This window comes from Methylobacterium mesophilicum SR1.6/6, assembly GCF_000364445.2.
GTDB classification, from domain to species: Bacteria; Pseudomonadota; Alphaproteobacteria; order Rhizobiales; family Beijerinckiaceae; genus Methylobacterium; species Methylobacterium mesophilicum_A.
In genome coordinates this window covers 5,039,367-5,054,092 of record NZ_CP043538.1, presented here as the reverse complement: position 1 = coordinate 5,054,092, position 14,726 = coordinate 5,039,367, and the positions used below count along the sequence as shown (strand labels likewise).

Below are 14,726 nucleotides of genomic sequence, written 5' to 3'. Positions count from 1 at the left end.
ATGCTGCCGGATGGCTGCGACCGCGTGGTGCTATGCATGCGTCAGTGGGTGAACTTGCGTCCGGAGCCGGTTGCGATACCTCTGGACATGCCGCAAGAGGCGGTTCCGGCCGGGGCGCCCAGTGAGGCGTCCCTGCGGGCGCGCGGCGAGGGCGACAAGCAGAGATGAGTGCGAACACCCCGACGGTCACAGGGCTGGAACGCGACGCCCAGCAGGCGATGGGGGACCACAAGGTCCACCCGAACGAGATCGCCATCGGCGTGGTCATCGGGCGCGCCTCGGAATATTTCGACTTCTTCGTGTTCGGCATCGCCTGCGTGCTGGTCTTCCCGAAGGTGTTCTTCCCCTTCGTCGACCCGCTGAAGGGCACGCTCTACGCCTTCGCGATCTTCGCCCTCGCGTTCATCGCCCGGCCGATCGGCACCGTGATCTTCATGGCGATCGACCGCCGTCACGGACGCAGCGTCAAGCTCACCACCGCCCTGTTCCTGCTCGGCGCCTCCACGGCCGCCGTCAGCTTCCTGCCGCGCTACGACAGCATCGGCATCTCGGCCGTCTACATCCTCGCGGGCTTCCGGGTGCTGCAGGGCTTCGCCCTGGGCGGCGCCTGGGACGGGCTCGCCTCGCTGCTCGCCATGAACGCGCCCCGGGAGCGGCGCGGCTGGTACGCGATGATCCCGCAGCTCGGCGCGCCGCTGGGCTTCATGGTGGCGAGCGCCCTGTTCGCCTTCTTCATCGTCAACCTCGACGAGGCGGACTTCATCGACTGGGGCTGGCGCTTCCCGTTCTACTGCGCCTTCACCATCAACGTGGTCGCGCTGTTCGCCCGGCTGCGCCTCGTCGCCACCGACGAGTTCGCCCGGATGATGGACCTCGACCGTCTGCGCCCGGTGCCGGCCCTGGAGCTGTTCCGCCACCACGCGGGCGACGTGGTCCGCGGCGCCTTCGTGCCGCTCGCCGCCTTCGCGCTGTTCCACCTCGTGACGATCTTCCCGATCGCGTGGCTCGCGCTGAACAGCACGACCCGCTCGCCGGGGGAGTTCCTGATCGTGCAGTTCTCGGGCGCCATCGTGTGCGCCGGCGCGGTGGCGGCCTCCGGGCTGATCGCCGACCAGATCGGCCGCCGCAACTGCCTGATCATGAGCGCGTCGCTGATCGCCTTCTTCGCCGTGGGCAGCATCATCGCGCCGCTCCTGTTCGGCGAGAGCGCCATCGGCCAGACCATCTACGTCACGATCGGCTTCATGCTGCTCGGCCTCGCCTACGGCCAGACCGCGGGTGCGGTGAGCGCCCGCCTCGGCAACCGCTACCGCTACACCGGCGCGGCGCTGACCTCGGACTTCGCGTGGCTGATCGGCGCCGGCTTCGCGCCGCTGGTCGCGCTGTTCCTGTCCCAGCGCTACGGCCTGGCGATGATCGGGGTCTACCTCCTGTCCGGCGCGGTCTGCAGCCTCGTGGCCCTGTTCACCGACCGCTCGGAACTGCGTCAGATGTGACGGACGCGGCGCGCGGCGAAGGCCGCGCCGCCCTCCCGTGACGGACAGGAAAGCCGCTTCGCGCGGCACGGCAGAAGCGCCGCGTCAGCGGCATGGGATAACGAGACGCGTGCTGTGACCTCTTCGACCCATCGACCGGACAGGACCGACGCCTTGCGACCCCGGGGCTTCCGCGGGCGCCGCCTCCTGCCGCTCCTGACCCTGCCCCTCCTGACGCTGCTCGGAGGCTGCAACTTCGTGGTCCTGCAGCCGGCCGGCTACGTGGCCGAGCAGCAGCGCAACCTCGTGCTGGCCGCCACCGGGCTGATGCTCCTGATCATCGTGCCGGTCATCGCCTTCACGCTGATCTTCGCGTGGCGCTACCGCGCCTCCAACGAGGACGCGGTCTACGACCCCGAGTGGCACCACTCGACGCAGCTCGAGGTGCTGATCTGGACGGCGCCCCTGATGATCATCATCGCGCTCGGTGCGCTGACCTGGATCGGCACCCATACCCTCGACCCGTTCCGGCCGCTCAGCAAGATCGACACGAAGCGCGACGTGCCCGCCGGCACCGTGCCGCTGGAGGTCGAGGCCATCGCCATGGATTGGAAGTGGCTGTTCCTCTACCCGCAATACGGGATCGCCACGGTCAACGACCTCGCCGCGCCGGTGGACCGGCCGATCCGCTTCAAGATCACCGCCACCGACGTGATGAACACGTTCTACGTGCCGACGCTCGCCGGCATGGTCTACGCGATGCCCGGCATGCAGACGCAGCTCCACGCGGTGATCAACCGCGAGGGCGATTCCGAGGGACGCTCGGCCCATTACAGCGGCGCCGGCTTCTCCAACATGTTCTTCAAGTTCCGCGGGCTGACCAACGACAAGTTCGACCAGTGGGTCGCCAAGGCCAAGGCCGAGGGTGGCGAGCTGACCCAGGAGGCCTACCTGAAGCTCGAGGAGCCGAGCGAGGCCGAGCCGGCGCGCTACTACAAGTCCTACATGCAGGGTCTCTACGACCGGATCATCGGCATGTGCCCCCGTCCCGACCAGATGTGCGTCGGCGAGATGGCCAAGATCGACGCCCAGGGCGGCGCCTCGGGCGAGGAGGCGCAGGCGAACTACAAGCGGCTTCGGTACGACAACCGTCTCGCCGAGCGCGGCGTCGAGGGGCCGGGCGCCACGGCGCCGGCCTCGGAGACCCTGCCGCACGGCCAGACGCAGCCCCAGGGCATGCAGCCGCGGCCCGACATGGGCAACCCGGACGTCCGGGGGCAGAAGTCGCCCGACAGCCAGGGCAAGGGCTCCGGCGAAGGCCAGAGCGAGGGCTTCCAGATCGCCCCCAAGCAACTGAACCAATGAGGCCGCGCGCGATGGCAGCGGACTCCACACACAAGACCGGCGGTCGCCGTCGAACCCACTGAACGGGCCGATCCCATGTTCGCAAACCTGGACCTCCAGCAGCTGCTCTTCGGACGATTTACGATCGAGCAGATCCCCTACCACGAGCCGATCCTGCAGGGGACGTTCGCGGGCGTGGCCGTGGTCGGCCTCGCCGTGCTCGGCGTCATCACCTACTACCGCTTCTGGGGACCGATGTGGCGTGACTGGATCACGTCGATCGACCACAAGAAGATCGGCATCATGTACTGCATCTTCGCGGGCGTGATGCTGCTGCGCGGCTTCGCCGACGCGATCCTGATGCGCTCGCAGCAGGCGATCGCCTTCGGCTCGGAGCAGGGCTTCCTGCCGCCGCACCACTACGACCAGATCTTCACCGCCCACGGCATGATCATGATCTTCTTCGTGGCGATGCCGTTCGTCACGGGACTCATGAACTTCGCCGTGCCGCTGCAGATCGGCGCCCGCGACGTCGCCTTCCCGTTCCTGAACAACTTCAGCTTCTGGATGACGGTGGCCGGCGGCATGCTGGTGATGGTCTCGCTGTTCGTCGGCGAGTTCTCCCGCGCCACCTGGCTCGCCTACCCGCCGCTCTCCGGGGCGGCGATGAGCCCGGGCGTCGGGGTCGACTACTACATCTGGGCGCTGCAGATCGCCGGCATCGGGACGCTGCTCTCGGGCATCAACCTGGTCGCCACCATCGTGAAGATGCGGGCGCCCGGCATGACCATGATGAAGCTGCCGATCTTCGTCTGGTCGTCGCTGTGCACCAACATCCTGATCGTGGCCGCCTTCCCGATCCTCACGGCCGTTCTCGCGATGCTGTCGCTCGACCGTTACGTCGGCACGCACTTCTTCACGAACGACCTCGGCGGCAACGCCATGCTGTACTTCAACCTGATCTGGATCTGGGGCCACCCGGAGGTCTACATCCTGATCCTGCCGGCCTTCGGCGTATTCTCGGAGATCACCTCGACCTTCTGCGGCAAGCGCCTGTTCGGCTACACCTCGATGGTCTACGCGCTGGTGGTGATCACCATCCTGGCCTACCTCGTGTGGCTGCACCACTTCTTCACGATGGGCTCCGGCGCGGACGTGAACTCGTTCTTCGGGATCACGACGATGATCATCTCGATCCCCACGGGCGCGAAGATCTTCAACTGGATGTTCACCATGTACCGCGGCCGGATCCGGTTCGAGGTGCCGATGCTGTGGGTGGTGGCGTTCATCGTCACCTTCGTGATCGGCGGCATGACCGGCGTCCTCCTGGCGGTGCCCCCGGCCGACTTCGTCCTGCACAACTCGCTGTTCCTGATCGCGCACTTCCACAACGTGATCATCGGCGGCGTGCTGTTCGGCATGTTCGCCGGCGTGACCTTCTGGTTTCCCAAGGCCTTCGGCTTCAAGCTCGACGAGTTCTGGGGGAAGATGGCGCTGGGGTTCTGGGTGACCGGGTTCTACGTGGCCTTCATGCCGCTCTACGTGCTCGGCCTGATGGGCGTGACCCGGCGCATGCAGCACTTCGACGACCCGTCGCTGCAGATCTGGTTCGTCATCGCGGCGCTCGGCGCGGCGCTGATCGCCTGCGGCATCGCCTCGCAGATCGTGATGTTCGTGGTCTCGATCCGCAACCGCGACAAGCTGCGCGACCTCACCGGCGACCCGTGGGGGGGCCGGACGCTGGAATGGTCCACCTCCTCGCCGCCGCCGGACTACAACTTCGCCTTCACGCCGGTGGTCCACGATTCCGACGCGTGGTGGGACATGAAGAACCGCGGCTTCTCCCGCCCCCTCAAGGGTTACCGGCCGATCCACATGCCCAAGAACACCGCGGCCGGCGCGATCCTGGCGGGCCTGAACTTCACCTTCGGCATCGCCATGGTCTGGTACGTCTGGTGGCTCGCGGCGCTCAGCTTCGTGGCGATCTTCGTCGTGGCGATCGCCCACACCTTCAACTACAAGCGCGACTACTACATCCCAGCCGACACGGTCAGTTGGACGGAACGTCAGCGGACGCGCGAACTGGAGATGGCGTGATCCGATGATGCACGCAGAGACCGCACCTCCCGGCGCCGCGGCGCCGGTCTTCTACCAGATCGACGAGGAGGGCCATCATTCCGAGGGCTCGACCATGCTCGGGTTCTGGCTCTACCTGATGAGCGACTGCCTCATCTTCGCGACCCTGTTCGCGACCTACGGGGTGCTCGGGCGGAGCTACGCGGCCGGCCCTACCCCGAAGGACCTGTTCGACCTGCAGGGCATCGCTGTGAACACCGCCATGCTGCTGTTCTCGTCCATCACCTACGGCTTCGCCATGCTGGAGATGGACCGGGACCGGATCCGGCAGACGCAGATCTGGCTGGCGGTGACCGGCCTGTTCGGCGCCGCCTTCGTGGCGCTCGAGATCCGGGAATTCGTCCACCTGTTCCACGAGGGCGCGCCGCCCTGGCGCAGCGCCTTCCTGTCCTCGTTCTACACCCTGGTCTCGACCCACGGCCTGCACGTCTCGATGGGCATCCTGTGGCTGGTCGTGCTGATGGTGCAGGTGGGCAGGCACGGGCTGATCGTCGAGAACAAGCGCCGGCTGATGTGCCTGTCGATGTTCTGGCACTTCCTCGACCTGATCTGGATCGGCGTCTTCACCGTCGTCTACCTGATGGGAGTGCTCGAATGAGCGCCGACGCGCACCCCGCGGCTGCCCACGCCGGGCACGGCCACCACGACGCCCACAGCGAGGGCGGGCACGGCTCCTTCCGGGGCTACATGACCGGCTTCGTCCTGTCGGTGATCCTGACGGTGATCCCGTTCTGGCTGGTGATGGGCAACGTCCTCGACAACAGCCTCGTCACCACCCTGGTCATCCTGGCGCTGGGCGGCGTCCAGATGGTCGTGCACGTCGTCTACTTCCTGCACATGAACACGAAGTCGGAGGGCGGCTGGACCTTCATGGCGCTGATCTTCACGATCACGCTCGTGGTGATCATGCTCGCGGGCTCGGTGTGGGTGATGTATCACCTCAACCACAACATGATGCCGATGGACGCCCACGACGTCATGAACAACGCCCGCTGAGCGCGCGTCCGGAGATGAGGCCCGCGGGGTCGGGAGGGGACCCAGGTCCCTCCCCGGCCCCGATTTCGTTGCTGCGGCGCGTCGTATTCGGCGTTGCCGCCACCCTCGTATTCGTCGTCCTGGTCGGGCTCGGCACGTGGCAGGTTGAGCGGCGGGCCTGGAAGCTCGACCTGATCGCGCAGGTGGACGCCCGGGTTCATGCGCCCGCCGTGCCGGCGCCCGGCCCCGCCGACTGGCCCCGGATCGGCCCCGACGACGCCTATCGGCACGTGACGCTGTCGGGCACCTTCCTGCACGATCGCGAGACGCTGGTGCAGGCGGTGACCGAGCGCGGTGGCGGCTTCTGGGTGCTGACGCCGCTGCGCCGCCCGGACGGCAGCCTCGTGCTGATCAACCGCGGGTTCGTGCCGGGCGACCGCCGGGATCCAGCCTCGCGCGCGGCCGGGCAGCTGGCGGGCGAGACCACCGTCACCGGTCTCCTGCGGTTGACCGAGCCGAAGGGCGCGTTCCTGCGCGCCAACGACCCGAAGGACGACCGCTGGTACTCTCGCGACGTCGCGGCCATCGCGGCGGCGCGCGGCCTCACCGATGTCGCCCCCTACTTCGTCGACGCCGACGCGACGCCCAATCCCGGCGGCCTGCCGGTGGGCGGCCTCACGGTGATCGCCTTCCCCAACAACCACCTCGTCTACGCGATCACGTGGTACGGGATGGCGCTGATGCTGGCGGGGGCGGTGGTCTACGTCCTGCGGGGCGGCCGGGCGAGGGACGGAGCTGCCGAAGAGCACTGAGCCCGGTTGGCAGCGAGGCCCCGCCGCACAGCCTTCGCCCTTGACAGGGACCCGCGGCCTGCCGCTTCCCGGGCGGATGCCGGACGACACGGACGAGATCGCCATCGTGGGCGGCGGCCCCGCAGGGCTCGCGGCGGCCGAGGTGCTGGCGCAGGCCGGGCGCGCGGTCACGGTCTACGAGCGCATGCCGTCGGTCGCCCGCAAGCTGCTGATCGCCGGCCGCGGCGGCCTCAACATCACCCACAGCGAGGGGCGGGCCGACTTCCTCGCCCGCTACCATCCGCAGGGCTACCTCGACGCCGCCGTCGCGGCCTTCCCTCCCGACGCGCTGCGGGCGTGGTGCGCGGATCTCGGCGAGCCGACCTTCGTCGGGTCGAGCGGGCGCGTCTTCCCGCGGAGTTTCAAGGCCTCGCCGTTGCTGCGGGCCTGGCTCGGGCGGCTCGACCGCCTCGGCGTCCGGATCCGGACCCGACACCGGCTCACGGCGATCGACGGGGGGCTGCGCTTCGAGGCTCCGGACGGGCCGCTGGCCATCGCGCCCCGGGCGGTCCTCCTGGCGCTGGGCGGGGCAAGCTGGCCGCGGCTCGGATCGGACGGGCGCTGGGTGCCGGTCCTCGAAGGGCTCGGCGTGGCGGTCACGCCCCTGCGCCCGGCCAATGCCGGCTTCGCGGTGGCGTGGTCCGACCTGTTCCGGGAGCGGTTCGCCGGCACGCCGCTGAAGCGCGTGGCGCTCGCCTGCGACGGCAGCGCCGTGCGGGGCGAGGCCGTGATCACCGAGACCGGCCTCGAGGGCGGGGCGGTCTACGCCCTCTCGCGTTCCTTGCGCGCGGCGATCGCGGCGCGCGGCGGCGCCCGGCTCGTCGTGGATCTGCGCCCGGACCTGACCCGGGATGCCCTCGCAAGCCGCCTGTCCGGCGCCCGGCCCGGCGATTCGGCCGCCACCCGGCTGCGCAAGGCGGCGGGTCTCCCGCCGGTGGCCGCGGGCCTGCTGCGCGAGGCGGCGGGGGCCGCCCTCCCGACGGATCCCGAAATCCTCGCCGGGCTGATCAAGGCCGCGCCGCTGACCCTCACCGCCTCCGCGCCGATCGAGCGGGCGATCTCGACGGCGGGGGGCGTCCGGCTCGACGCCCTCGACGGGCGGTCGATGCTGCGGTCCCGTCCCGGTCTGTTCCTGGCCGGGGAGATGCTCGACTGGGAGGCTCCGACCGGCGGCTACCTGCTCCAGGGGGCCTTCGCGGGCGGCCGGGCGGCGGCCGCCGGAATCCTCGACTGGCTGGGCGAGACCGGCGGCTGAGGCACCGCCCTCACGGCCGCGCGCAGAACCCGACGATGCCGGAGGCCTCCGCCGGGCAGCTGGCCCCCTCCCCGTCATAGACCGGCGCACCGCCCTTGAGGCAATGGGCGGTGACGAGCGTCTCCCCGGTCTCGCAGGTCACGGCGCAGCCGCCCGCGCAGTCGGACTTGCGCACCGGCCGCAGGGCGGAGGCCGCGGCCTCGCCCCTCGGTCCCGGCGCGCCCTGCGGTCCGGCCTGCCCCCTGGGACCCAGGGTTCCCGCCTCGCCCTTCGGACCCGGCGCGCCCTGCGGGCCGGCCGGACCCTGTGGCCCGGCATCCCCCTTTGGGCCGGTCTCGCCCTTGAGTCCGGTCTCGCCCTTGGGGCCCTGATCGCCTTTGAGGCCCTGCTCCCCCTTGGGACCTGCCTCGCCGGGAGGCCCCGCGACGCCCTGAGAGCCGGCGGGGCCCGGAGGCCCTTCGGGCGCGCAGTTCGCCACCACGACCTCGCGCTCGTCCGGCTCGGACTTGAGCGTCGCCACGCAGGTCGAGGGCCGGTAGGGAAGCCGGAAGGTGAAGCGCCCGCGTCGGTCGGCCTGGATCGAGATGTCGTCGTCCAGCACCACGATCGCGCCCGGCTTGCGCACCGAGCCCGAGATGCGCAGGTCGCCGGCCTCGATCCGGGCGTCGTAGACCATGATCGGCTGGCTCGGGACCTGGGCGTGCCGGACCCGCGGGCGGGCCGGGCGTGTCTGCGTTGCCGGGGCCGCATCCGGGGCCGCGCCCCCCGGGTCCGCGGGCTGCTGGGCGAAGGCCGCGCCCGACAGGGCGAGCAGGATCGTCAGGGCGAGGGTCGAGCGCATGCGCGGTCCGTATCGACCGCGTCAGGCACGCGGCACCGGGACATTGGTCTCGCCCTGCGAGCGAGGTCAACCGTGGCCGTCGAAGCCGGCACGGGCGGCTGATTCCACAGGCGTCCACAGCCATCCACAGGCCAAGCCGCTGCGCCGCTGCGGGATTCCGGAACCCGGCGGAAACCGTTTGTGCGCGTTCCTGTTATGTTCCTATCGTTCGGCATGATCGGAGCCGATGGAAATGGGGCTGGACCCTGCGGACGAGACCGGGCGCGCGTCCGACCGCGGCGAGTCCCGGGCGCGGCTGGCGGCCCTGCGGACGCGTCTCGCGCCGCCGGTCGACGGACGGGGCTCCCGCCCGGTCCTGCCGCAGGACCTGCCAGCCCTCGACGCCCATCTCCCCGGCGGCCTCGTCCTCGGTCCGCCCCACGAGATCGCGCCGGCCGAGCCCGCGGACGGGATCGCGGCCCTCGGCTTCGCTCTGGCGCTCTGCGCCCGCCACCTCGCTCACAGGCCCGGGGCGGCGTTGATCGCCGCGGCGCCCGGCCAGCCCCTGCCCTACGGCCACGGCGTGGCCGGTCTCGGCCTCGACCCCGACCGGCTGCTGCTGCTGGAGGCCGGCAGCGACGCGGAGGTGTTCCGCGCGCTGGAGGCGGCCCTGCACGCGCGGGCTCTCACGGTCCTCGTCGGCCTCCTGCGGGACGGGCTGCCCCTGAAGCCGAGCCGGCGCCTCCAGCTCGCCGCCGAGGAATCCCCTTCGGGCCCCGCCCCGCCGCTCCTGCTGATCCTGCGGCCGGCGGAGGCCGGGATGCCCAACGGGGCCGCCACCCGCTGGCGGATCGCCGCGGCACCGGCGGCGCGGGACCGGTTCGGCACCCTCGACAGGCCGCGCTGGCGGGCGCGGCTCGAACGCTGCCGCAACGGGCGGGGCGGCGACTGGCTTCTGGAGTGGGACCATGCCGCGCATCGTCTGCATCTGCCTGAGCCACTGGCCGGTGACGCGGCTGCGGCGGGCCGGTCTCGCGCCTGACGCCGGGCCGTTGGCCGTGGCGGCCGAGGGCTCCGGCGGCCTGCGGCTGACGGCTCTCGATCCGCAGGCCCAGGCCCTCGGCCTGCGGCCCGGCGAGCCCCTGGGCCGCGTCCGGGCGCGGATCGGCGTGCCGCTCCAGGTCTACCCCGCCGACCCGGCCGCCGACCGGGAGGCCCTGCTGCGGCTCTGCCGCTGGGCGATGCGCTACGCGCCGCTGGTCGCGTCCTTCGGGGCGGCCGAGGCGGCGGACGGCCTCTATATCGACGTCGCCGGGGCGAGCCACCTGCGCGGCGGCGAGACGCGCCTCGTCGACGACCTGGCCGGACGCCTCGCGCGGGCGGGAATCCCCGCGCGGATCGCGCTGGCCGACACACCCGGGGCCGCCTTCGCGCTGGCCGGCCACGGCGGAGCCGACCGGATCGTCGTGCCGCCGGGCGGCGCCGTCCCGGCCCTGCGGGGGCTGCCCGTGGCGGCCCTGCGGCTCGATCCCGGCACGGTCTCGGGCCTGAAGCGGCTCGGCCTGAAGCGGATCGGAGAAATCGACGCCCTGCCCCGGGGCCCCCTCGCCCGCCGCTTCGGCGAGGCCCTGCTCCTGCGCCTCGACCAGGCCCTGGCGCGGCGGCCCGAGCCGCTGGCGCCCCTGTCGGACGCGGCCGCCTACACCGCGGGCCGCGGCTTCCTCGACCCGATCGGGCGGCAGACGGACATCGTCCGGACGGCCCGGGACCTGATGGCGGAGATCGCCCCTCAGCTGGAGCGCGCCGGGCTCGGCGCCTGCACCCTGCGCCTCGCCCTCCATCGGGTCGACGGGGCGGTGCGGGCCCTCGATCTCGGCCTGTCGCGCCCCGAGCGCTGCCCGGAGCGGGTCGCGGCCCTCGTCGCCCTGCGCCTCGACCGGCTGGGATCCGCCCTCGAGGCCGGCTTCGGCTTCGAGACGGTGGTGCTGGCCGTCACGGTGACCGGCCCCATGCCGGCCCGCCAAGCGGATCTCGGCGCCGCGACCGAGGGCGACGGGATCGGCTTCCTGGCCGACGCCCTGGCGCAGCGCCTCGGACGGGCGCTCCTGCGGCTCGAGCCGCGGGCGAGCCATCTGCCGGAGCGGGCCGACCGGGGTGTTCTGTGGAGGGCCGGATCGGTGCCGAGTTCGGTCCGGGGCCGGATACAGGCGCCACCCCCTCCCTCCCCTGCGGGGGAGGGTGGCTCCCGAGCCATGACTGCCTTCTTCGACGCCCCCTGGCCCGACCACCTCCCGCCCCGTCCCCTGGTGATCTTCCCCCGCGGCGAGGCCGCCTGCGACGTGCTCTCGACCGTGCCCGAGGGTCCGCCCCGGCGCTTCCGCTGGCGGGCCCGGATCCATCGCGTCGTCCACGCCGAGGGACCGGAGCGGATCGCCGCCGAATGGTGGCGCGCGCCCGCGGAGACGCGGGACTACTACCGCATCGAGTGCGAGGCCGGGCACCGCCTCTGGCTCTACCGCGACGGGGCGCACGCCCCCGACCGTCCGGCCGCGTGGTACGTCCACGGGCTGTTCGCGTGAGCCGTTCCGGGACCGCCTACGCCGAACTCGCCGTCACCACGAACTTCTCCTTCCTGCACGGCGCCTCGCACCCGCAGGAATTCGTCGTGCAGGCGGCGGCCTACGGCCTCAGGGCCATCGGCATCGCCGACCGCAACACCGTGGCCGGCGTCGTGCGTGCGCACGCGGCGGCACGCGCCCTCGAACCGCAGGGGACCGCGCTCCGGATCCTGCCGGGGGTGCGCCTCGTCACCGAGGAGGGGTTCGAGGCCGTCACCTACCCGATGGACCGGGGCGCCTGGGGGCGCCTCTGCCGGCTGCTCACCCTGGGCAACCGGCGCGTCCGCAAGGGCGCGTGCCGCTTCTCCTTCGCCGAGATGGTGGAGGCCGCCGAGGGGCAGATGTTCATCGCGATGCCGCCGGCCCGGCGCCTGCCGGAGGGGTTCAGGGCGCGGCTGGAGGCGCTGGCCGCCGCCGCCCCGGGCCGGACCTTCCTGGGGGCAAGCCACACGCGCCGCGGCGACGAGCGGCGGCGCCTCGGGCTGCTCGCCGAGCTGGGCGCGGCCTCCGGCGCCCCGATGGTCGCGGTCTCGGACGCGCTCTACCACCATCCCGAAAGGCGCCAACTGCAGGATGTGGTCACCTGCATCCGCGCCGGCTGCCGGATCGGCGAGGCCGGCTACCGGCTGGAGGCGAATGCCGAGCGCCACCTGAAGCCCGCCGCCGAGATGGCCCGGCTGTTCGCCGACCACCCGGAGGCGCTGGCCCGCTCCGTCGAGATCGCCGAGGCCTGCGACTTCGACTTGGCGCAGCTCCATTACGAGTATCCCGACGAGCCGGTGCCCCCCGGGCGCACGCCGCAGGAATACCTGGAGGAGAAGACCTGGGAGCGGGCGCGCTGGCGTTACGGCGGCGACGTCCCGCCCGGCGTCGCGGCGACGCTCCGCGAGGAGCTGCGGCTCATCGCCCAGATGGACTACGCCCGCTACTTCCTGACCCTATTCGACGTGGTCGAGTTCGCCCGCGGCCGGGGCATCCTCTGCCAGGGCCGGGGCTCGGCGGCCAATTCCGCCGTGTGCTTCTGCCTCGGCATCACCGCGGTCGACCCGTCGAAGCACCGGCTGCTCTTCGCCCGCTTCATCTCGGAGAACCGGGGCGAGCCCCCCGACATCGACGTCGATTTCGAGCACGAGCGCCGGGAGGAGGTGATCCAGCACCTCTACGCCCGCTACGGCCGGGAGCGGGCCGCCCTCTGCGCCACGGTGATCCACTACCGCCCGCGCATGGCGATCCGCGAGGTCGGCAAGGTTTTGGGGCTGACCGAGGACGTGACCGCGGCGATCGCCGACACGGTCTGGGGCTCCTGGGGCACCGGCATGCCGGACCAGCACGTGCGCGAGGCCGGCCTCGACCCGGAGAACCCGGCGATCCGGCAGGCGCTCGACCTCGCCCACCAGCTGATCGGCTTTCCCCGCCACCTCTCGCAGCATGTCGGCGGCTTCGTGCTGACCCGCGGCCGCCTCGACGAGACCGTGCCGGTGGGCAACGGCGCCATGGCGGACCGCACCTTCATCGAGTGGGACAAGGACGACATCGACGCGATCGGCCTGATGAAGGTCGACGTGCTGGCGCTCGGCATGCTGACCTGCCTCAAGCGCGGCCTCGATTTTTTGGAGAGGGATCACAGCACCTTCTACGAGACGCTGGCCGACCTGCCGCAGGACGATCCCGAGACCTACGCGATGCTCGCCAAGGCCGATTCCGTCGGCGTGTTCCAGGTCGAGAGCCGGGCGCAGATGTCGATGCTGCCGCGCCTGAAGCCCAAGGAGTTCTACGACCTCGTGGTGCAGGTCGCGATCGTGCGCCCCGGCCCGATCCAGGGCGACATGGTCCATCCCTACCTGCGGCGGCGCTCCGGGATCGACCCGGTGGAATACCCGGCCCCGCACCCGGATCACGGCCCGGCGGACGAGCTGAAGGAGGTCCTGCAGAAGACCTACGGGGTGCCGCTGTTCCAGGAGCACGCCATGCAGATCGCCATCACGGCGGCGGGCTTCAGCCCGGCCGAGGCCGACGGGCTGCGCCGGGCGATGGCGACCTTCCGCCATGTCGGCTCGATCGGCGGGTTCGCGGAGAAGTTTGTCGGCGGCATGACCCGCCGGGGTTACCCGCAGGACTTCGCCGAGCGCTGCTTCGCGCAGATCCGCGGCTTCTCCACCTACGGCTTCCCGGAGAGCCACGCGGCGAGCTTCGCGCTCCTCGTCTACGCCTCGGCCTGGATGAAGTGCCGGCACCCCGACGTCTTCCTGGCCGCGATCCTCAACGCCCAGCCCATGGGCTTCTACCAGCCGGCCCAGCTGGTGCGCGATGCCCGCGCCCACGGGGTCGAGGTCCGGGGCGTCTGCGTCAACGCCAGCGACTGGGACTGCACTCTGGAGCCGGCCGGGAATCCGAAGCGGCACGCCGTGCGGATCGGCCTGCGCGCGGTGCGCGGCCTGCCGGAGGCGGCGATGCGCCGGCTCGTGCGGCTGCGCGCCAACGGCTACGCCAGCATCGAGGGCCTGCAGGCCTCCCTCGCCCTGCCCCGCAACACCCTGGAGCGCCTGGCCGAGGCGGACGCGTTCCGCTCGCTCGGCCTCGACCGGCGCGCCGCCCTGTGGATGGTCCGCACCCTGGAGGGGACGTCATCCCGCAAGGCCGCCAGGGCCGACGGCTCCGAGCGCCGGGCCCATCTCCTCGAGGCGCCCCTGCCGCTCTTCGCGTGGCACGCCGATGACGGCCTGTTCCGGCACGAGCCGGCGGTGGAGCTTCCGGCCCTCGCCCCGTCCGAGGCGGTGGCCGAGGATTACGCCGCCACCGGCCTGTCGCTGCAGGGGCACCCGGTCGCGTTCTTCCGGGGACGGCTCGCCCGGATCGGCGCGATCCCGGCCCGGGCCCATCTGGATCCGGCCCTGCCCCAGGGCGCGCGGGTCACGGTGGCGGGGCTGGTGCTGATCCGCCAGCGGCCGGGCACCGCCAAGGGCGTGGTCTTCCTGACGCTGGAGGACGAGACCGGTATCGCCAACGTGATCGTCTGGAAAACCGTGTTCGAGGCGAACCGAAGGGCCGCCATGCAGGCCCGGTTCCTGGCCGTGCGCGGCCGGATCCAGCGGGCGGGCGGGGTGGTCCACCTCGTGGCGGAAGGGTTCCGCGACCTCAGTGCCTCCCTGCGCGACCTGCGCGAGGCTGGGATGAGGCTGCCGCCCGAGACCACGGATTTCAGTGCGCCCCCGGATCGGCGCGTGTATCGCAGCCGGGATTTCCACTGACGCC

The 14,726-nt window shown here is 71.8% G+C and carries 11 protein-coding genes; 10 read left to right on the top strand and 1 reads right to left on the bottom strand.

Annotated elements, in window-relative coordinates:
• Nucleotides 1-164: 164 nt before the first annotated feature.
• From MMSR116_RS23910 to MMSR116_RS23880, 7 genes are all read left to right on the top strand, one after another.
• Complete coding sequence (locus MMSR116_RS23910) at nucleotides 165-1,496, top strand: MFS transporter (RefSeq protein ID WP_010685964.1); 1,332 nt, start codon at nucleotides 165-167, stop codon at nucleotides 1,494-1,496.
• Between the two features lie 114 nt (nucleotides 1,497-1,610).
• On the top strand, nucleotides 1,611-2,840 hold the full coding sequence (cyoA, locus tag MMSR116_RS23905) for a ubiquinol oxidase subunit II (protein WP_085988056.1): 1,230 nt from the start codon (nucleotides 1,611-1,613) through the stop codon (nucleotides 2,838-2,840).
• A 75-nt stretch (nucleotides 2,841-2,915) separates the two neighbouring features.
• On the top strand, nucleotides 2,916-4,916 hold the full coding sequence (gene cyoB / locus MMSR116_RS23900; protein ID WP_010685966.1) for a cytochrome o ubiquinol oxidase subunit I: 2,001 nt from the start codon (nucleotides 2,916-2,918) through the stop codon (nucleotides 4,914-4,916).
• Between the two features lie 4 nt (nucleotides 4,917-4,920).
• On the top strand, nucleotides 4,921-5,553 hold the full coding sequence (gene cyoC / locus MMSR116_RS23895; protein WP_010685967.1) for a cytochrome o ubiquinol oxidase subunit III: 633 nt from the start codon (nucleotides 4,921-4,923) through the stop codon (nucleotides 5,551-5,553).
• The gene (cyoD, locus tag MMSR116_RS23890) at nucleotides 5,550-5,951 is read left to right on the top strand and encodes a cytochrome o ubiquinol oxidase subunit IV (RefSeq protein WP_010685968.1); all 402 of its coding nucleotides are present in this window, start codon (nucleotides 5,550-5,552) and stop codon (nucleotides 5,949-5,951) included. Before cyoC ends, cyoD begins: the two co-directional genes overlap by 4 nt.
• 14 nt (nucleotides 5,952-5,965) lie before the next feature.
• Nucleotides 5,966-6,742 carry an SURF1 family protein gene (locus tag MMSR116_RS23885; RefSeq protein ID WP_051072272.1) on the top strand — a complete coding sequence of 259 codons (777 nt, stop codon included), beginning with the start codon at nucleotides 5,966-5,968 and terminating at the stop codon, nucleotides 6,740-6,742.
• Between the two features lie 76 nt (nucleotides 6,743-6,818).
• Complete coding sequence (locus tag MMSR116_RS23880; RefSeq protein WP_039894254.1) at nucleotides 6,819-8,036, top strand: TIGR03862 family flavoprotein; 1,218 nt, start codon at nucleotides 6,819-6,821, stop codon at nucleotides 8,034-8,036.
• Nucleotides 8,037-8,046: 10 nt separating this feature from the next.
• On the opposite strand, the gene MMSR116_RS23875 is transcribed toward MMSR116_RS23880, so the two are convergent.
• Nucleotides 8,047-8,877 carry a collagen-like protein gene (locus MMSR116_RS23875; RefSeq protein ID WP_010685971.1) on the bottom strand — a complete coding sequence of 277 codons (831 nt, stop codon included), beginning with the start codon at nucleotides 8,875-8,877 and terminating at the stop codon, nucleotides 8,047-8,049.
• 226 nt (nucleotides 8,878-9,103) lie between these two features.
• On the opposite strand from MMSR116_RS23875, the gene MMSR116_RS23870 reads away from it, so the two are divergent.
• From MMSR116_RS23870 to MMSR116_RS23860, 3 genes are read left to right on the top strand one after another with little or no spacing between them, the layout of a single operon-like run.
• On the top strand, nucleotides 9,104-9,898 hold the full coding sequence (locus tag MMSR116_RS23870) for a hypothetical protein (protein ID WP_010685972.1): 795 nt from the start codon (nucleotides 9,104-9,106) through the stop codon (nucleotides 9,896-9,898).
• The gene (locus tag MMSR116_RS23865; RefSeq protein WP_106428305.1) at nucleotides 9,825-11,435 is read left to right on the top strand and encodes a Y-family DNA polymerase; all 1,611 of its coding nucleotides are present in this window, start codon (nucleotides 9,825-9,827) and stop codon (nucleotides 11,433-11,435) included. Before MMSR116_RS23870 ends, MMSR116_RS23865 begins: the two co-directional genes overlap by 74 nt.
• The gene (locus tag MMSR116_RS23860) at nucleotides 11,432-14,722 is read left to right on the top strand and encodes an error-prone DNA polymerase (protein ID WP_039894256.1); all 3,291 of its coding nucleotides are present in this window, start codon (nucleotides 11,432-11,434) and stop codon (nucleotides 14,720-14,722) included. The genes MMSR116_RS23865 and MMSR116_RS23860 overlap by 4 nt, the downstream gene beginning before the upstream one ends.
• Nucleotides 14,723-14,726: the final 4 nt, after the last annotated feature.

Excerpts from the sequence above, each read along its gene's own strand:
- MMSR116_RS23910 (WP_010685964.1), top strand. The coding sequence starts at position 165 with ATGAGTGCGAACACCCCGACGGTCACAGGGCTGGAACGCGACGCCCAG.
- cyoB (WP_010685966.1), top strand. The coding sequence starts at position 2,916 with ATGTTCGCAAACCTGGACCTCCAGCAGCTGCTCTTCGGACGATTTACG.
- cyoC (WP_010685967.1), top strand. The coding sequence starts at position 4,921 with ATGATGCACGCAGAGACCGCACCTCCCGGCGCCGCGGCGCCGGTCTTC.
- cyoD (WP_010685968.1), top strand. The coding sequence starts at position 5,550 with ATGAGCGCCGACGCGCACCCCGCGGCTGCCCACGCCGGGCACGGCCAC.
- MMSR116_RS23885 (WP_051072272.1), top strand. The coding sequence starts at position 5,966 with ATGAGGCCCGCGGGGTCGGGAGGGGACCCAGGTCCCTCCCCGGCCCCG.
- MMSR116_RS23880 (WP_039894254.1), top strand. The coding sequence starts at position 6,819 with ATGCCGGACGACACGGACGAGATCGCCATCGTGGGCGGCGGCCCCGCA.
- MMSR116_RS23875 (WP_010685971.1), bottom strand. The coding sequence starts at position 8,877 with ATGCGCTCGACCCTCGCCCTGACGATCCTGCTCGCCCTGTCGGGCGCG.
- MMSR116_RS23870 (WP_010685972.1), top strand. The coding sequence starts at position 9,104 with ATGGAAATGGGGCTGGACCCTGCGGACGAGACCGGGCGCGCGTCCGAC.
- MMSR116_RS23865 (WP_106428305.1), top strand. The coding sequence starts at position 9,825 with ATGCCGCGCATCGTCTGCATCTGCCTGAGCCACTGGCCGGTGACGCGG.